We start from the raw sequence: 19474 nt of genomic DNA, 5'->3' as shown, positions 1-19474 counted from the left end.
CGTCGTCCGGGCGAACGCATGGACGGAAGGGTCGACGATGACGTCAGTTCAGCGGGACCTGTCTCGTACCGGGGCAGGCGATTCGGCACACGCGCGCGCCCCGCGGCGGGGTGCCGCGCTCGACGACCGCGGGGCCGAGGTCGCGCGCGCCGCGGCGACCGTGACCTCCGGTCACGGCGCGCTCGTCTGGACCGCCGAGCCCGGCATGGGCAAGAGCACCCTCCTCGAGCTCGTCGTCGACGCGCTCGAGTCCGGCGGCTCCGGCGCGACCGACGGCTACGGCGCACCCGTCCTGACCATCGCCCGGATGGGCTCGCAGCAGTCGCCCTCGGGCCGGGGCGCCGGCCGGGCCGTCGACTCGCTCGTCCAGCAGGTCGCCGTCACCACGGGCTACGCGGTGCCCGACCACCTCGTGCCCGCGCTCGCGGTCACCGACCCCGACTACTCGTACCTGCCCGAGGTCGCCGCGGTCGCGCTCACCGAGTACCTGCGCCGCGCGCAGGACGGCCGCACGCTCGTGCTCGTCGTCGACGACCTCGACCTCGTGGACGACCTCAGCCGCGCCGTCGTCCTCGGCGTGCTCACCCAGCGCCAGATCCCCTTCGTCGTCCTCGCGACCGCGACCGACGCCGTGTTCCCGGGCCGCACGCCCTACGAGATCGAGGTGCGGCGCCTGTCGCCCGTGAGCCCCGAGGGCGCGCTGCACCTGCTCACGGTCGAGCGACGCTGCACGGTCGCGCCCGACGTCGCCGCCTGCCTCGCGTCGCTGCTCGGCGGGAACACCGCCTGCATCGCGCAGACCGCGCAGGTCCTGTCGCCCGAGCAGATGGCCGGGACGTCGTTGCTGCCGGACCCGCTGCCCCCCGTGCCCGCGGTGCGTACCCTCATGGGCGGCCGCCTCGTCGGCCTCGGCCCCGAGGACCGGCGTCTGCTGCTGCTGGCCGCGATCTCCGTGGTCGACCGCACCGACGCGCTCATCACGGCGTCGGGCATGACCATGGAGGAGCTCGCCGCCTCGCCCGCTGCCGAGCACCTGGCCCTCGCCGCGGGCCGGTACCGGTTCGTCGACCCCCGCCTGCGCTCGCTCGTGCACGGCGACGCCTCGCTCGCGGACCGCACGGCCGCGCACGAGACGCTCGCCGACGCGCACTCGCGGCTCGGGGACGACGACGTCGCGACCTGGCACACCGCGCTCGCGACCCTCGAGGGCGACGCGAGCATCGTGCCGCGGCTCGTGGAGATCGCGCGTCGGCACCTGCGGCGCGGCGACACCGCCCGCGCGCACGAGGTGGCCCGGGAGGCCGCGTCGCACGGCACGGGCGACGACCGCGTACGCGCCCTCGAGGTCGCGGGCACCGCGGCGCTGTACGGCGGCCACGTGCACGACGCCGCGTCCTGGCTGCGGCACGCCGCGCGCTCGGGCGACGCGCGCACGCGCGCCCGCACGCTCATGCCGCTCGTGGTCACGCTGACCCTCGCCGAGGGCCAGGTGCCCGACGACGTGGTCGAGCGCGCCTTCGCCGAGGTCGACAAGGTCGTGCGGCCGGGCGACGGGTGCACGCGCACCGCGGTCGAGGTGGCCCGCGGCATGTCGCTCGCGGCGTGCCTGCACGTCGAGCGGGGCGAGGCCTCGGTCGCCGCACGGCTGCACGCCGCCGCGCGCGAACTCGTCGGCACCGGCACCACGTGGCGCGACGGCGTCGAGCTGGCCGAGTCCTGGATGGCGGCGTTCGGCCTGGGCGAGGTCCCGCCGAGCCCTGACCTGCCCGAGGACGTGAGCGCCGACCACGAGGCGCTCGTGTCCGTGACGCGCGCGCTGGGCCTCGCCCGTGCGGACCAGTGCTCGGCCGCGTCGCGCGTGCTCGCGAGCTCGGTCGCCGAGCTCGCACCCGTGCGCGAGAGCGGCATGTGGTTCGACGGCCCCGAGCGGGCGGTCTCGCCGCTCGTCGAGGCGCACCTGCGGATCGTGCAGTGCGCGGTCGACTTCTGGGCGGGCGACGTCTCCAAGGCCGCCTCGGGCCTGGCGGACGCCGCGTACCGGCTGCCGGTGGGACTCGCGTTCGCGGGGCTCGGCGCGGCGCTCGCGCGACGGCTCGACCTCGCGCGCGACGGGCACGTCGGGGCGCTCGCGACCGCGCTCGAGAGCACCTGCCCGTGCCCGAGCGCGCCGCCCGTGCGGCTCGGGATCCTCGTCGACCGCGCGATCGCGGCCTCGTTCGGCGGCCGGCACACCGAGTCGGCGACGCTGCTCGAGCTTGCGGCCGAGCGCGAGCAGCGCGAGGAGGTCCGGGGCGTCCCGGTGCCCGGGATCGACGAGGTCGAGGCCTGGGTCCTGGCCGGGCGTCTTGACGCGGCCGAGGTCGCGCTCGCCCGGGTGCGCGCCTCGGCCGACAGGCTCTCGCCGTCGATGCGTGACGCGGTGCTCGCGCGGGCCGAGGTCGCGCTCGCGAGCCACGGCGACGTCGACGCGCTGCGGGAGCGCGCCATGGAGGTGTCGCGGCGGCTCGACTCGCCGTTCGAGCGTGCGCGGACCGAGCTGAGCATCGGGCGCGCGCTCGCGCGCCTGGGCGACCTCATGGTCGCGCAGGGGCATCTGCTCTCTGCCGCCGAGCTCTTCGCGGAGTCGGGCGCCGGTGCGTGGGCGCAGGTCGCGAAGGACGAGCTCGCGGCACTCACGATCCCCGTCGAGGTGCACCACGACCCGCTCGGCGACCTCGCCCGCGAGGGGCTTCCCGTGGGCGACGGTCCGCGGCCGGTCCTCGTGCGCGCGGGCGACGTGCGCCGGCAGGTCGGCGTCCGGCACGTCGCCCCGCCGTTGCCCGAGGCGGGGGCGGACGGCGCGACCGCGGCCGAGGGAGCGTGGGCGCAGGACCTCACCGAGCGCGAGCTCGACGTCGCGCGGCTCGTGATCCTGGGCATGGCGAACCGCGAGGTCGCCGAGCGTCTGTACCTGTCGGTCCGCACGGTCGAGGTGCACCTGGGGCGCGTGTTCCGCAAGCTCGGGGTGCGCTCGCGCGTCGAGCTCACGGTGCTCGCGCACCGGGCCGAGCGGGGCGCGTCGTAGCACGTCGCTCGCGGCGTGTGGCGGGCGACGTGCGCCCTGCCCGTCGCGTCCCGCCCGCACGCCCGGCCCGAGCATCCGGCCCACGCGTACCGCGGCTCGGGAACCGTGCTCCGTACCACGGGTGCCCGGATCGCGCCCGTTGCCGCAGGCTACGGGTTTCCCCCTAGGTGTCAAGGCCTACGCGAAGGATTGTTCGCGAACTGAACGATGTGGGAACCGCTGATTTCGCGCCGCTGACCCGTCGATAGCGTCGGGACGAACGCTGACGTTCAGGGGCCTCGGCGCCCGGGCGCCGGTGTGCGTCCCCAGGCGCCGCAGCGGGCCGCCGGCCCACGCCGGGTGACGTCGACGTCGAGAGGCAGGATCGATGCTTCCCATCTCCAGACGAGCTCGGGCAGGAGCCGCCATCACGACGGCGCTCGCCGTCGTCGGCGCGTCCGTGGTCACGGCGGTCACCTCGTGGGCCGCAGCGCCCGCCGCCGTCACGGCCTGCGCCCCGGCGTGGTCGGCCACGACCACCTACACCGGCGGTCAGACCGTGTCGGTCGCGTCCGAGAACTTCACGGCCAAGTGGTGGACCGTCAACGAGAAGCCGGGCGCCTCGGCCTGGGGCCCGTGGGCCTCGCAGGGGCCGTGCGGCACCTCGACGCCGACGCCGACCACGACGACCACCCCGACGGTCACCCCGACCCCGACGGTCACGCCGGACCCGACGGTCACCCCGACACCGACGGTCACCCCGGAGCCCACGGTCACGCCGACCGTGACCCCGGACCCCACGACCGACCCGAACGCCAACCCCGACGAGAAGTGCCGTCCTGACGGCATGCAGCCCACGGCCGGCGTCAAGACGCCGTACTGCGACGTGTACGACGAGCAGGGCCGCGAGAAGCTCCCGAACGGCCTCGACCGCCGCGTGATCGGCTACTTCACGAACTGGCGCACGGGTAAGAACGACCAGCCCCGGTACCTCGCGAGCGACATCCCGTGGGACAAGCTCTCGACGATCAACTACGCGTTCGCGCACATCGGCCCCGACAACAAGGTCAGCGTCAACGCCGACGTCGCGGGCAACGAGTCGACCAAGATGACGTGGCCGGGCGTCGCGGGCGCCGAGATGGACCCGACGCTGCCCTACCAGGGCCACTTCAACCTGCTGAACAAGTACAAGAAGCAGCACCCGGGGGTCAAGGTCATCCCGTCGGTAGGCGGCTGGGCCGAGACCGGCGGGTACTTCGACGCCGACGGCAAGCGCGTCGCGTCGGGCGGCTTCTATACGATGACCAAGACTCAGGCGGGCATCGACACGTTCTCCGACTCGGTCGTGGCGTTCATCCGTCAGTACGGGTTCGACGGCATCGACATCGACTACGAGTACGCGACGTCGAACAAGGACGCCGGCAACCCGGCCGACTTCGCGATCGCCAACGCCCAGCGCGGCCAGCTCAACGCGAACTTCGTGACGTTCATGAAGACGCTGCGCGAGAAGCTCGACAAGGCGGGCGCGCAGGACGGCCAGTACTACCAGCTCACGGCGGCGCTCCCGGCGTCGGGCTGGATCCTGCGCGGCATGGAGGTCTCCCAGGTCGTCGAGTACCTGGACTTCGTCAACATCATGTCGTACGACCTGCACGGGTCGTGGAACGAGTACGTCGGCGGCCTCGACCCGCTGTTCGACGACGGCAAGGACCCGGAGCTCGCCGCGGCGAACGTCTACGGCGCGTACGACCAGATCGGCTACCTCAACGGCGACTGGTCGGCCAAGTACTTCCGGGGCGCGATGCAGGGCGGTCGCGTCAACCTCGGCGTCGGCTTCTACACGCGCGGCTGGAAGAACGTCACGGGCGGCACGAACGGCATGGGCGGCACGGCCAAGGCGCCGTCCGGCTACCAGTGCCCCGCGGGCACCGAGAACAAGTGCGGCAACGGGGCGTCGGGCATCGACAACCTCTGGTACGACCTCGGTGCGGACGGCACGCCGGAGCCCGCCGGGTTCAACCCGATCTGGCACGCGCTCAACCTGCAGAAGGGTGTCGTGGGCGACTATGCGGCGTCCTACGGGGTGCCGACCGGTCCGCTCACGGGCACCTACGGCCACAACTTCGACACCGTGACCAAGAACGAGTGGTGGTGGAACTCCACGACCAAGACGCTCATCACGGGTGACTCGGACGCGGCGATCACGGCCAAGGCCGACTACGTCCGCGGCAACGACCTCGGCGGCATCATGATCTGGGAGCTCGCGGGCGACTACTCGTACAACAGCGCCAAGGGTCAGTACGAGATGGGTGAGACGCTCGTCGACATCCTGCACTCGAAGCTGTCGACCGCGACGCCGTACGGCGCGACCAAGGCGGAGGCGAACCGCCCCATGCCGACCGACGCGCTCGACGTCGACGTCAAGTACACGGCGTTCGCGCTCGGGGACAACAACTACCCGATCAACCCGAAGGTCGTGTTCACGAACAACGGCACGACGGCGATCCCGGGCGGGGCGAAGATCTCGTTCCAGTACGGCACCTCGGCGCCGGGGGACATGCGCGACCAGAACGGCTTCGGCGCGCAGGTCACGGTCAAGGGCCACACGGGCAACAACGTCGGTGGGCTCAAGGGGAACTTCCACACCGTCGAGATGACGCTGCCCGCGGCCGGCATCGGGGCGGGCAAGAGCGTCACGGTCCCGATGACGTGGCGGCTGCCCGTCGCGCAGTTCTCGAACGTGATCGTCACGTTCGGCGGCAAGAGCTACGCGACCACGTACGACAACCTCCGTGGCGCGAAGGTCGTCGCGCCGGGCACCGGCACGCCGACCGGCACCGCGTCGCCCACGAACCCGGGCACGTGCTCGGCCCCCGCGTGGGACGCGGGGACCGCGTACAACGGTGGCGCGTCGGTGAGCCACGCGGGTCACCGCTGGTCGGCGCGGTACTGGACGCAGGGCGACACGCCCAGCGCGGCCAACCAGTGGGGTCCGTGGCAGGACCAGGGCGCCTGCTGACGCCCCGCTGAGGGACCGGTGTCGGACGCCGTCGGGCGGGCTCCTGCGGGGGCTCGGCCGGCGGCGTCCGGCGTGCGTCGGGCCACGGCAGGGCCGCGGGCATCGGCGGGGCTGCCCGTCCGGCGTCCGAGGTTTCGTCGGGGCTCTGACGTGGACTTTTGCAGGAGTCCTACGCGTAACCACGTAGACGAATATGTTCGGAACGTGAACGATGTGGAAACTGCTGATTCACGACTCACCGGACGCTCATTAGCGTCGTCTCGATCAGTGAACTCCGACCCGGGCGCGGTCCCCGCCGAGGCCCCGGATCGACAGCAAGGAGAGACGACGACGTGCTTCCCATCTCGAAGAGGGCCCGCGCTGCGGCCTCGCTGACGACGGCGGTGGCGGTCCTGGCCACCTCGCTCGTGGCAGCCACCAGCGCGCTGGCCGCGACGCCGGCCACGGCCTGCGCACCCACCTGGAGCGCCTCGGCCTCCTACACCGGCGGTTCCGTGGTCTCGCTCGACAGCGTGAACTACAAGGCCAGCTGGTGGACCACCAACGAGAAGCCCGGCTCCGCGCAGTGGGGCCCGTGGGCCTCGCAGGGCGCGTGCGGCACTTCGACGCCGACGCCGACGGCCACGGCGACCTCGACGCCGAAGCCCACGGTCACGCCGACCGCGACCGCGACGCCGACCCCGACGGCCACGGCGACCTCGACGCCGAAGCCCACGGTCACGCCGACCGTCACGCCGACGCCGACGCCGACCGCGACGACGGCCCCGAACGCGAACCCTGACGAGAAGTGCCGCCCCGACGGCATGGCGCCGACGCCGGGCGTCAAGACGCCGTACTGCGACGTCTACGACGAGCAGGGTCGCGAGAAGCTGCCGAACAGTCTCGACCGCCGCGTGATCGGCTACTTCACGAACTGGCGCACGGGCAAGAACGGTCAGCCGCAGTACCTCGCGAGCGACATCCCGTGGACCAAGCTCTCGCACATCAACTACGCGTTCGCGCACATCGGCAGCGACAACAAGATCTCGGTCAACGCGAACGCCGCGGGCAACGCCTCGACCGACATGACGTGGCCGGGCGTCAAGGGCGCCGAGATGGACCCCGCGTACTCCTACAAGGGTCACTTCAACCTGCTCAGCAAGTACAAGAAGGCCAACCCGGGCGTCAAGGTGCTCCCCGCCGTCGGCGGCTGGGCCGAGACCGGTGGCTACTTCGACGCGAGCGGCAACCGCGTCGCCTCGGGCGGCTTCTACACGATGACCGAGTCGCAGGCGAAGATCGACACGTTCGCCGACTCGACGGTCGCGTTCATCCGTCAGTACGGCTTCGACGGCATCGACATCGACTACGAGTACCCGACCTCGAACAAGTCCGCGGGCAACCCTGACGACTTCGCGTTCTCGGACGCGCGTCGCGGCCAGGTCTTCGACGGCTACGTGGCCCTTATGAAGACGCTGCGCGAGAAGCTCGACAAGGCCGGCGCCGAGGACGGCGAGTACTACATGCTGACCACGGCGACGCCGTCGTCGGGCTGGCTGCTGCGCGGCATGGAGGTCTACCAGATCACGCAGTACGCCGACTACGTCAACATGATGACGTACGACCTGCACGGCGCCTGGAACGAGTTCGTGGGCGGCAACGGCGCCCTGTACGACGACGGCAAGGACCCTGAGCTCGCCGCGGGCGGCGTCTACACCGCCTACAAGGGCATCGGGTACCTCAACGCCGACTGGGCCTCGCACTACTTCCGCGGTGCGATGCAGGCCGGCCGCATCAACATGGGTGTGCCGTTCTACACGCGCGGCTTCCAGAACGTCACCGGCGGCACGTACGGCATGGGCGGCACCGCCAAGGCCCCGGCCGGCTTCAACTGCCCGGCCGGCACCAACAACAAGTGCGGCTACGGCGCCGAGGGCATCGACAACCTCTGGTACGACTCCGACCCGCAGGGCAACGCCGTGCCGGCCGGCGTCAACCCGATCTGGCACGTGCTGAACCTCGAGAAGGGCGTCGTGGGCGACTACGCGGCGGCCTACAAGGTCCCCACGAAGATCACGGGCACCTACGAGCGTCACTTCGACACCGTGACCAAGAACGAGTGGTGGTGGAACGCCACGACCAAGACGTTCCTCTCGGGCGACTCGGACGCGGCGATCACGGCCAAGGCCGACTACGTGAACTCCACGGGCCTCGGCGGCCTCATGATCTGGGAGCTCGCGGGCGACTACTCGTACAACACCACCAAGGGCCAGTACGAGATGGGCCACACGCTCGTCGACCTCATGCACACCAAGTTCGCGTCGGCGACGCCGTACGGCGCGACCAAGGCGAACGCGGACCGTGCGATGCCGACGCAGGCGCTCGACCTGTCGCTCGACTACACCGAGTTCGCGCTGGGCGACAACAACTACCCGATCAACCCGAAGATCGTCTTCACCAACCACGGCAAGAACGACATCCCCGCGGGCTCGGTCATCTCGTTCCAGTACGGCACCACCGACACCGGTGAGATCAGCGACTGGAGCGGGTACAAGACGACGACCACGGCCAAGGGCCACACCGGCTCGAACGTGGGCGGCCTCAAGGGCGACTTCCACACCGCGGAGTTCGTGGTGCCGACGGGCGGCATCCCCGCCGGCGGCTCGATCACGAACCAGATGAAGTGGGCGCTGCCCGTCGCGCAGTTCTCGAACCTGATCGTCACGATCGGCGACAAGAAGTTCTCGACGACGTACGACCACCCGCGCGGCGTGACCGTCGTGGACGCCCCGGCGGCCACCACGGGCGGCGGCACGGGCACGGGCACCGGCACCGGCGGCACGGGCACCTGCTCGGGCGCGGCGTGGGACGCGGCGACGGCCTACTCGGGCGGCGCGAAGGTCTCGTACCAGGGTCGCGAGTGGACGGCCCGCTACTGGACCCAGGGCAACACCCCCAGCACCGCCACGACCTACGGGCCGTGGGCTGACGCCGGGGCCTGCTGATCTCGTGCCGCGCGGCCCTCGGGCCGCGCGGCACGTGGCCGGGTGCGTTGGACAGGGGGCGCACCCGACCGGGAACTGCACGGGGAGACCCGTGGTACCACCTCGGTCGGCGCGCACGCGCCGGCCGACCGGAGGGGAGCGGCGCCACGACCGCCTCACCGCACCGCAGCGGGCTCCCCGAGACTCAGAGAAGAGGAAGTGACATGACCTCACGGTCGACCACGACCCCGATGCGAGGACGGTGGGCACGCGTCGGCGCGCTCGCGACGTCCCTCGCCCTCGTCGGGACGGCGGCGCTGACCAGCGCGGCGTCCGCGGCACCCGCACCGGCAGCGCTGCCTGCCGCCGCCACCGTCACCGGCGGCGAGAGCGCCATCAACGGCTACCGCAACGTCGGCTACTTCGCCCAGTGGGGCGTCTACGGCCGCGACTTCAAGCTCAAGCAGCTCGACACGTCGGGCGCCGCGAACAAGCTCACGGCGATCAACTACTCGTTCGCGAACATCCACCCGACCACGGGCAAGTGCTTCATCGCGAACAAGGCCGTCACCGACGGCCCGAACGGCGCCGACGGCGCGGGTGACGCCTGGGCCGACTACGGCATGACGTACACCGCGGCGAACTCGGTCGCGGGCGTGGCGGACACCTGGGACCAGCCGCTCGCCGGCTCGTTCAACCAGATGAAGCAGCTCAAGGCCAAGCACCCCCAGATCCGCCCGATGATCTCGATCGGCGGCTGGACCTTCTCGAAGTACTTCTCGAAGGCCGCGGCGACCGACGCGGGTCGCAAGACCCTCGTGTCGTCCTGCATCGACCTGTACATCAAGGGCAACATCCCCGTCATCGACGGTCGTGGCGGGCAGGGCGCCGCCGCGGACATCTTCGACGGCATCGACATCGACTGGGAGTGGCCGGGCACGAACAACGGCCTCGAGGGCAACATCGTCGACCCGGTCAACGACAAGGCGAACTTCAAGCTGCTGCTCAAGGAGTTCCGCACGCAGCTCGACGCGCTGACCACCACGACGGGCAAGAAGTATCTGCTCTCGGCCTACCTCCCCGCGAACTCCGAGGACATCAAGGGCGGCGGCTGGAACGACCCCGAGATCTGGAACTACCTCGACTACGGGAACCTGCAGGGCTACGACCTGCACGGCGCCTGGGACCCGGCGCTGACCGGCCACCAGGGCAACGTCTACAAGGACCCCAAGGACACGCGTGAGGCGAAGCGTCAGTTCTCGATCGACGCCGCGCTGACCGAGTACACCTCGGCCGGCGTCAAGGCCTCGCAGATCGGCCTCGGCCTCGCGATGTACGGCCGCGGCTGGAAGGGCGTCAAGCAGGCCGAGCCGTGGGGCACCGCGACCGGCGCTGCGCCCGGCACGTGGGAGCCCGGCAACGAGGACTACGACAAGCTCAAGAACCTCGGCACCGGCTACTACGACGCGAACATCATCGCCTCGTGGCGCTACGACGGTGACAAGTGGTGGACGTTCGACGACAACAAGTCGGTCACCGCGAAGGCCGACTACATCCGGGCCAAGGGCCTCGGTGGCGGCATGTGGTGGGACCTGTCCGGCAACAAGGACGGCGAGCTCATCAACACCCTCATGGGCAAGCTCGGCACCGGCGCCAAGGGCCCCGTGACCGCCGGCGCGAACCCGACGCCGACCGCGACCGCCACGGCCACGGCCACGGCCACCGCGACCGCCACGGCGACCGCGACCGCCACGGCGACCGCGACGCAGACCAGCAACCCGGGCACCTGCAACGCCGCCTGGAGCGCCTCGACCGCCTACTCGGGCGGCGCGAAGGTCACGCACAACGGCCGCAACTACTCGGCCAAGTGGTGGACGCAGGGCAACGAGCCCGGCACCTCGGGCGCTCCGTGGAACGACCTCGGCGCGTGCGGCACCTCGAGCCCGTCGGCGACCGCCACGACCTCGCCCTCGGCGACGGCCACGACGACCGCCACCCCGACGCAGACCACCAACCCGGGCACCTGCAGCGCTCCCGTGTGGACCGCCTCGGGCCAGTACGCGGGCGGCACGACCGTCTCGTACGCGGGCCACAACTGGTCGGCGAAGTGGTGGACGACCGGCGAGCAGCCCGGTGCGACGCAGTGGGGGCCGTGGAAGGATCTCGGATCTTGCTGAATCGCACCATGGCCAAGGCCGTTCCTGTCGCGCTCGCGGTGAGCCTGCTCACCGCGGCGTGCGGGAGCAGCTCGGCACCAGCTGACGGGAACGGCGCCGCCGGCGCCGGGGACACCCACGAGCACGGCGACTACTCGCAGGAGGGTCGCGTGCCGGTCGGTTCGCTCGACGTGTTCGCGGCGGACTACTGGACCGTGCTCAAGGGCTCGGAGGGCGTCACCACGGTGCGCGCCGGCGGGTGCGAGGCGGATGCTCCGTGCGCCTCGTTCGACATCCTCGAGGGCGCTGCCCTCGAGGGCGTCGACCCGGCCGCCGCGTACCTGCCCGACGACGCGGTCTGCCCCGGCACCGAAGGGTTCCCCGTCGGCGAGGCGACCAAGGGCAAGGAGACCGAGGTGGAGGTGGGCGGCAAGCCCGCGACCCTCACGGTCTACTCGGTCGACTGCGTCGTCTCGGACGGCGCACCCGAGCGCACCGTCAGCCAGAACCAGTGGTACGTCCCGGAGGGCCCCAACGGACCCGTCCTGGTCGTCGACCGCTGGTCGTTCGAAGGCCTCAAGGACCGTCTCGCGACGGCCGAGTGGTCGGGAGCCGACGCCTGAGTCGACCCCTTCGCGTGGTCGGGCCCCCGGCCCGACCACGCACCCCGTGCAGGTCCTGCTGACGGCACAGGACGTCTCGAGCAGAGGCGCAGCACGACCCGAAGGCCCCCGGTGGACTCGTCCGCCGGGGGCCTTCGGCATTCGCCCGGTCGTGAGCAGGGGGGGCGTCCGGGCGCTGGCTACCGCCGTGCCGACGACCCGGCGTCCGTCCCCGAACGGCGCTCGCCGCGGCACCAGGTGGCGTCTTCAGGTCTTCGGGTCTCCGAGCTTCCGCCCCGAGGCCGTGATGCACGCGTGGCCGTGATGCACGCGTGGCCGTGCGCGCGCCGCCGTGGGCCCGTCACCCGGAGCGGGGACGGGCCCACGGCGACGTCCTGGGCGTCTCCGGCGCCCCGGAACGCGAGAACCCCCGGTGGTTGCTCCACCGGGGGTTCTCGTCGTGCAGGCGCCCCTGTGGGGCGGCCTGTGCCTGTCAGCTCTCCTTGCGGCGGCGGGTCCAGAGCACGAGCGCGGTGCCGGCGCCGACGAGGAGGAGCGCGCCGACCGCCCAGGCCGCGATCTCGGCACCGGTGCGCGGCAGGAACGAGTCGTCCGGGCTGTCCGGCACGTAGGCGACGGGCGTCGCGTCGTCACCGGGACTCTTGACGCAGCCCGCGGTGTCCTGCGGGTAGGTCACGGTCACGGTCGCCTCGGGGTTGACGGCGAACGTGATCTCGACGTCGCCGACCGCCCAGCCGAAGTCCCGCGTGTTCTGCCACATGTTGTTGACGAGCTCCCACCCGTCGGACGCCGGCAGCTCGACGAACCGCTCGGGGTAGGCCCCGGGCCACAGCACGCGACCCTTGAGCGGCAGGTCGGACTGCACGAAGTCGTCACCGGTCGGGTTGTGCCACGTGATCGAGACCCGGTCGTTCGGGGTCCCGGTCACGGCGACCTCGTAGTCGAGGTAGGTCACGCCCTGGACGCACACGGGGGTGCGCGTCTTGACCTCGATCGTCGGTGCACCGCTCGGCGGGGTCGTCGGCGGCGTGGTCGGCGGGGTCGTCGGAGGGTTCTCGGGGTTGGTCTTGCAGTTCGGGCTCGACGGCGGGTAGCCGATCGTGCGCGGGATGTCCTGGCCGTTGACGGTGAAGACCACCTGGACGGTCGGGCGCACCCAGTCGAACCCGTCGCCGCCCTCGACCCAGGTGCCGTCCGCGAGCTGGCTCCAGCCGGGCCAGTCGAGCGGGGCGCCCGAGCCGTCGACCACCGCGCCCGGCCACAGCAGGCGGCCCGCGAGCGTGCCGGTCTGGACAATGTCGTCACCGCCCGGGTTGATCCACCGGATCGTCACGGTGTCGTCGTCGGCTGCGGGCAGCAGCCCACGCAGGTCGGTCGGCACGGCGGCGCCCAGCCGGGCCCCGCCGCCCGCGAGCCCTGCGGCGTCGGCCGCGGGTGCGTCGTCCGCGCCCTCGGCCTCGGTCAGGTCGGCGGAGTACTCGAGGTACGGGACGTCGCCGTCGCACACCGGGGTGAGGGTCGTGAGCTCGACCGCGGGCGGGTAGGACGGCCCGCTCGGGGACGTGCTCGGGTCGGTCGTCGGAGCGTCGGTCGCTGCGCTCGCCCCACCGGCCGCGACGGGGACGAGGAGGGCGACGCCGGCGACGACGGCCCACGCCCGGGAGGCGGTTCGCGCTGAGTGGTACCTCGGTCTGCGGTACATGGTGGGCCCCGTGGTCGATGTCGTGGGGCGGCCGTGGGCCGTGGTGCGTACCGGCTCGCGGACACCCGTGAAGGTCCCTCTCACGCTACGCGCGCGCAGGGTCCGAGGGCAGTGCGTCCAAGGGTGAAAAGAGGGTGATTCCGGGGTTCTGCGGCAATCGGTGCGTCAGGTGCAGGACGGCACCGCAACGGTCTGCAGCCCGGGCTCGGTGACGGTCGGCGTGCTCCACACGTCGAGCTCGCCCGTGCGCGACGCGCGGCGGGCGTCGGCGTCGCCGAGACCCGGGCCGGCACCGAGCGAGGTGACCTCGACCCGCAGCACGACCGAGTCGCCCGGGGCGAGGAGCTGGGTCACCTGGGTGGCGCCGCGGCGCCCGTGCGTCGTCGACAGGCCGCCCGTGAGCTGCTGGTCCCCGCGCGTCACGACGCCCACGCTCCCGCCCACGGGGGAGTAGACGACGACGTTCATCACGATGTCGCCCGCCGACCAGCCGAGCGGCCCCAGGCCCGTGACGTACGCGGGCAGCGACGTCGCCGCGTCGGCCGGTGCCGTCGACGTGAGGGTCACGTCGACCGTGTCGACCCGGGTCAGGTACTCGCAGCGGCTCGCGACCACCTCGACCGAGCTGTCGAGGTAGTAGCTCATCTTCCCGGAGACCGCGTCGTTGAAGAACACCCCGAGGGAGCTCGCCGCGCGCGGGGACGCGTCGAGCGCGCCCGAGACGACCGTGTCCTGCAGGCGCGCGGCCTCGTCCTCGTGCGTCGACCAGACCTGGATCCGGTGCTCGCCCGCCGCACGGAACAGCGCGTCGGCGGCGGCCGCGGGGTCCGTGCCGCCCGTGGTCAGGGTCGACAGGACGGCGGCCGCGACGTCCGCGAAGAACGCGTCGGTCTCGGGACCGGCCTCGTGCTCGGCGTACGCGTCGCGCAGCAGCATCGCGACCGCGTCGTCCTGCGTCACGTCGACCCCGCGCACGCGCACCGGGCCCGTCGCTCCCAGCAGGTACGACAGCGCGACCGGGTCGGTCGCGATGACCCCGTCGACCTGGCCGGGCTCGGCGCGCTGCCACATCGAGGTGAGCAGCGACGCGGCGGTCGGGAAGTCGGGCGTCAGCACGGTGTCCTGCGGGAACCTGCCCAGCCGGTCGGAGTAGAGCGCGAGGTCCTCCGGGTCGATCGGACCGACGGGCTCCGCGCCCGGCATGAGGTCGCCCGAGGCGAGCTGAGGGCCGAGCGTGACCGCACCGTCCTCGACGTCGAGCGCCGCGACCGCGCCCGGGATCCCGCCCGCGGCGCGCAGCTCGGCGCTGTTGAGGCTCATGAGCAGGTAGCGCCGGGGGCCGTCGTCGCCCAGCATCGGCGGCAGGAGCTCGGCGAGCGTCGCGCCCGCCGCGACCGTGCCGGCGAGCTCGACCGACTTGTCCTGCACCTGCTCGACCGGGTCGGCGAGCACCGGCAGCAGCGCGGAGGTGTCGATCGCCGCGAGGTCCGCCACGACGTCGTCCATCGTGGACGACGCCGCCACGACCTGCGGCGCGACCGCGGCGACCGGGGCGAGCGCGACCCCGCCCCCCTGGCTCCCGCCCGCCGAGAGCAGCCCGGCCGCCTCGACGAGCGGCGGCAGGACGTCCTGCGTGATCGTGTCGACCGACGCCGACGTGACGGTCACGGCGTGCGCGTCGGCGCCCACGCCGGGCACGTGCGCGGCGACCCACCACAGCCAGCCGTCGGTGTGCGTGCGCGCGGACTCCGTCCACGGCTGCACGTCCGCGAGGGCGCGGCGCGCGGCCTCGGCGTCACCGTCGCGGACCGCCTGCTCGGCCGCCGGGACCCCGTCGAGCGCGTGCTCGAGCGCGTCCTTGGCGGTCAGGGCGTCCCGGACGAGGAACGCGACGCACACGAGCACCCCGACGAGCGCGGCGAGGAGCCAGAGCACGACCCAGCGGGCGACCCGCCCGCGCCGACGTCGGACGGCGCCCGCGCTGTCCGGTCCTGCATCGTCCGGCCCTGTGGTGCCCTGCCCTGCATCGTCCGGCCGTGACTCGTCCTGCCCTGACTCGTCCTGCCCTGACTCGTGCTCACCAGCCGGGGCCGGCCGGGCGTCGTCCTGAACGGCCGGGAGGGGCGCGTCGGTGGGCGCCGGGCCGTCGTCAGGGGTGCTCACCGTCACACCCTAGGCGCGACCCGCCCTGCGCGGGCCCCGTGAACCGGGCGAAATCGCTGCGCACCGCACTCCGTGCCGGACCGTGCCGAGCCGTGCCCGGGGCGTGCCCGGCAGACCCCGGACATGCCGACGGCGGCGCCCCGCGAGGGGACGCCGCCGTCGGTGGGACGTCAGCTGCAGCTGATCGCGGCCCAGGGCTTGGTGAGCTGGGTGCTCACCTGGTCGCCCTTGGAGCCGGCGGTGCCGGTGATCGTCGCGGTGCCTGCGGTCACGGACGTGCTCTTCGTGTCGAAGAGCTTGTACGCGGCCGACTTCGGCTTCACGTTCTTGACCGTCTCGGTGCCCCACGGGGTCGTGAGGTCGATCGTGGTCTTCGACGTGCCGCTGTTGTACGCGTAGACGGCGACCATCGCCTTGCCGTTGACGCACTGCGACCGGGCGCTGACGCCGAGCGTGATCGCGGTCGAGGAGTCCTCGACCTCGACGACCTCGCCGCGCTCGCCCGTGGCGTTGTGCATGTGCAGGAGCAGCAGGTCGCCGGTGGCGCCCTTCGCACGGTGCACCTGGAGCTCCGACTCGGGCGAGTCGACGAACAGCAGCGAGTCGGGCGAGCCGCCGTCGAACCAGTAGCCGGGGTTGAACGGGTCGGCGGTGAACTCGACCGAGTCGAGCGCGCCGTCGGCGTACGCCGAGAGGGTCATGACCTCGAACGTCGGGGTCGCCCCGGCCTTGAGGCCGAGCGCGGCGATCGGCAGCGGCACGACGAGCGTGTCGTTGTCGAAGACCGTGGTGTCGAGGTCGCCGAACGCACCGTTGACGCCCTCGAGGGCGACGCGCGCGTAGGACGGCGTGCCGTTGGCCGCGTACGTGATCTTGTACGTGTCCGCGACGGTGACGTCGAGGTCCTCGTACTTGTACACGTCCGTCTCGAACTCGGGGCGGCCGTCGCCGTTCACGTCGGTCAGCACGACGGGGTTCATCGTGCTGCCGAGAGTCGCCCACTCGCCCTCGACCTGGATGCCGATGCCGATGGTCCCCTGGGCGGGGTTCGCCCCGGCGGCCGCGAGCTGCGGCGCGGTCGACGCGAAGCCGACGTTGCGGATGTCGCCCGACGCGATCGACGAGGGCGAGGCCCCGGCGGCGGCGTCGGCCGGGAGCACGGGGCTCGTGGCCTTGAGCTCGAACGGTGCGACGATCGAGAGCCAGCCGCCCGAGTCGACGCCCTTGCCCTCGAGCGTGAGCGGCGCGTTCTCGGCGCCCTTGGCGAACGTGACGTCCTGCGCCGACATGTCGCTCACGAGCTTGGGTGCTGCCTGGACGGGCACGCGCAGCGTGTCGCCGCCCTTGGTCGGGGTCAGCTCGACACGGCCCGAGACCATCGAGACGAAGTCGCGGGGGACACCCACGCCAGATTCGGGGTCGGAGGTCGGGTCGATCTCCTTGGCGAGGGACTTCGGGTTCGCCGTGAGCGTCACGGTCACGGTGCGCTCGCCGCCCGCGGGGACGACGATCTTGCGGGGCGTGACCTTGATGCTCGCGTCACCGCTCGTGCTCGACTGCGTGAAGCCGGTCGTGTACGTCGCGGACTTCGTGCCCGTGTTCTTGACGGTCACGGTCTTGTCGAGCACGACCTTCTTCGAGCCCACGGGCACGACGCCGAACGACACCGACACGAGGTCCGGGTCGGCCGCCGCGTACGCGAGGGTCGTGTTCTCGGTCGCGTCGAGCGCGTCGACACGTCCCGCACCGACCCGCTCGGGGCCGTACGCGACGCCCTGCTGGCCGGCCTCGGTCCACACGTCGTGCGTCGCGGTGTTCATGACCGACGCCTTGACCTGCTGCGGCGTCCAGTCCGGGTGCGCCTGCAGCACGAGCGCGGCGATGCCCGCGACGTGCGGCGTGGCCATCGAGGTACCCGACTTGGTCGACGGGTCGGTGCCCGTGCCCGAGGCGGCCGACGAGATGCCGGAACCCGGCGCTGCGACGTCCGGCTTGACCACGCCGAGCGAGCCGTGCACGCCGCGCGAGGAGAAGTCGGAGACGGTGTCGGCGAGCGAGTCGTCGGTCACGAGCGAGGCGCTCAGGTACGAGGGCCCCATGGCGAGCGTGAGCGTGCCAGCCTCGATCGCCGCGGCGAGCGTCTCGGTCGACTCGCGCGTGAGCTGCGCGCCCGGGATCTTCGCGTTGCCCGAGATGCCGGCGGTGAACACCGGCACCGACGAGGGGAGCAGCACGCCGACCGCGCCCGCGGCCGTGGCGTTGTCGAACCGCGCGGTCGAGCCGCAACGGCGCGTCGCGTCGTCGTCGTCCCACCAGAGGTACGCGATCTTGCCCGCGACGGCCGACTTCTGCGCGTCCGTGAACGCCGTGCAGCCGTCGAACGTGGCGCCGAGGAACGCGACCGGTGCGGTCACGTCCTTCGTGCCCGCGTAGTTGATCGAGTTCTGCGCCGGGTAGGTGCCCGCGAGCGGGCCCTCCGTGACCTCGACCGCGTCGAGCGTGCGCGTGTTGCCGAGCGTGCTCGCGACCGTCAGCGCCGAGCGCGAGTTGCCCGGGGAGCCGCCGACGTCGGTCACGTCGCCCGCGTTGCCCGAGGCGATGACCGACAGGGTGCCGATCTCGCTCAGCTTGTCGACGAACAGGTTCTCCGGGTCGTCGGCGGGCGAGAAGTCGGAGCCGAGCGACATGTTGACGATGTCGACGTGGTCGCTCGTGTCGCCGTCACCGTTCGGGTCGGCCGCGGCCTCGAGCGCGGGGATGACCACGTTCGTCGAGCCGCCCATGTCGCCGAACACCTTGTAGGCGTAGATCCCGGCCTCGGGGGCCGAGCCCGGCCCGACCTTCCAGTCGGAGATGTCCGTGAGCGTCGAGTAGTCGCCGCGGAACGTCGAGCCGTCCGCGAGGACGCCGTACCCGGCCGTGGTCCCGGCGACGTGCGAGCCGTGGCCCGAGCCGAGCGCCTGCGGCGAGTCGATCGGGTTCGCGTCGGGCGACGGCACGAGCGTGGTGCCCGCGACCGTGCCGCTCGCGTCGTAGTCGTGCCCGGCGAAGTCGTACCCGCCGAGGAACTTGGCGTCGTCGAAGGTCCCGGCCGGCGGGGTGCCGCCACCGTCGCCGTGGTACGCCGCGTCGTACGCGGCCTGCGTGCCGGGCCCGCCGAACTCGGCGTGCGTGTAGTCGAGGCCCGTGTCGACCACGGCCACGCGCACGCCCTTGCCGGTCTTGCCCGTGCTCTGCCACGTCGCGAGGGCCTTGGTGAAGACGTCCGTGCCCTTGTTGGACGGCGTCTTCGGGATGATCCGGTACACGGACGTGACGGACGCGTCGTCGGCGAGCGCGCGCACCTTCGCGGCGTCGCCCTCGACGATCACGCCCGAGACGAGCGTGGACGTGACGGACAGCCGGGTCGGCGTCCCGGCCTTCGAGCGCGCCTTCGCGCTCGAGGACTGCGGGACGACCTGCGCGGCCAGGGCCTCGACGTCGTCCTTGACGGCGGCGGCCTCGGCGGGGGTGGCGTCCGTGCCCGCGGCGTCGACCACCGACGGGGTGTCGAGCTGGACGAACGCCGTGACGGTGCCGGTCGCGTCCTGCAGCGCAGGGGCGACCTTGCCGTCGGTCGGCAGGTCGTGGTCGGTCAGGGGGATGGCGGCGCCGTCGGTCGGGTCGCCGTCGGCCGCGACGGCGGGAGCACCCGTCGCGATCAGGGCGAGCACGGCCAGGCTGGACAGTGCAGCTGCTCTTCTTCGGGTCATCGCACTCTTCTCTCGGGTGGTGGGTCACCACTGGCGGTTCGGCCCTGTGAGGC

9 protein-coding genes are annotated in these 19474 nt (G+C 72.3%); 6 read left to right on the top strand and 3 right to left on the bottom strand.

The window, feature by feature from the left end; genetic code table 11:
* Positions 1–37: 37 nt before the first annotated feature.
* The 6 genes from CLV28_RS10540 to CLV28_RS10520 all read left to right on the top strand — a co-directional run bounded on the left by CLV28_RS10540 (position 38) and on the right by CLV28_RS10520 (position 11804).
* Positions 38–3064, top strand: a complete 3027-nt coding sequence (locus tag CLV28_RS10540; RefSeq protein ID WP_100423285.1) for a helix-turn-helix transcriptional regulator — start codon at positions 38–40, stop codon at positions 3062–3064.
* A gap of 367 nt (positions 3065–3431) precedes the next feature.
* Complete coding sequence (locus CLV28_RS10535) at positions 3432–6062, top strand: glycosyl hydrolase family 18 protein (protein ID WP_100423284.1); 2631 nt, start codon at positions 3432–3434, stop codon at positions 6060–6062.
* Between the two features lie 592 nt (positions 6063–6654).
* On the top strand, positions 6655–6843 hold the full coding sequence (locus tag CLV28_RS15690) for a hypothetical protein (RefSeq protein WP_170062656.1): 189 nt from the start codon (positions 6655–6657) through the stop codon (positions 6841–6843).
* 22 nt (positions 6844–6865) lie between these two features.
* Positions 6866–9046, top strand: a complete 2181-nt coding sequence (locus CLV28_RS10530) for a glycosyl hydrolase family 18 protein (RefSeq protein WP_170062655.1) — start codon at positions 6866–6868, stop codon at positions 9044–9046.
* A gap of 203 nt (positions 9047–9249) precedes the next feature.
* Positions 9250–11202, top strand: coding sequence for a glycosyl hydrolase family 18 protein (locus tag CLV28_RS10525; protein ID WP_100423282.1), 1953 nt, complete (start codon positions 9250–9252; stop codon positions 11200–11202).
* Complete coding sequence (locus tag CLV28_RS10520) at positions 11196–11804, top strand: hypothetical protein (RefSeq protein WP_157802604.1); 609 nt, start codon at positions 11196–11198, stop codon at positions 11802–11804. The genes CLV28_RS10525 and CLV28_RS10520 overlap by 7 nt, the downstream gene beginning before the upstream one ends.
* Positions 11805–12276: 472 nt before the next feature.
* Here CLV28_RS10520 and CLV28_RS15540 read toward each other — a convergent pair whose 3' ends face one another.
* The 3 genes from CLV28_RS15540 to CLV28_RS16210 form a co-directional block, all read right to left on the bottom strand.
* Positions 12277–13506: a hypothetical protein gene (locus CLV28_RS15540; protein ID WP_157802603.1), complete on the bottom strand. Its 1230-nt coding sequence runs from the start codon at positions 13504–13506 to the stop codon at positions 12277–12279.
* Between the two features lie 165 nt (positions 13507–13671).
* Positions 13672–15669, bottom strand: coding sequence for a DUF4012 domain-containing protein (locus tag CLV28_RS10510; RefSeq protein ID WP_157802602.1), 1998 nt, complete (start codon positions 15667–15669; stop codon positions 13672–13674).
* A gap of 170 nt (positions 15670–15839) precedes the next feature.
* Positions 15840–19421 carry a S8 family peptidase gene (locus CLV28_RS16210; RefSeq protein ID WP_157802601.1) on the bottom strand — a complete coding sequence of 1194 codons (3582 nt, stop codon included), beginning with the start codon at positions 19419–19421 and terminating at the stop codon, positions 15840–15842.
* Positions 19422–19474: the final 53 nt, after the last annotated feature.

Origin of the sequence: Sediminihabitans luteus (genome assembly GCF_002797595.1) — a bacterium.
In the GTDB taxonomy this organism is placed as follows: domain Bacteria; phylum Actinomycetota; class Actinomycetes; order Actinomycetales; family Cellulomonadaceae; genus Paraoerskovia; species Paraoerskovia lutea.
Note: the sequence above shows the minus strand (reverse complement) of the source record. Positions and strands in the feature narration are given on the sequence as shown.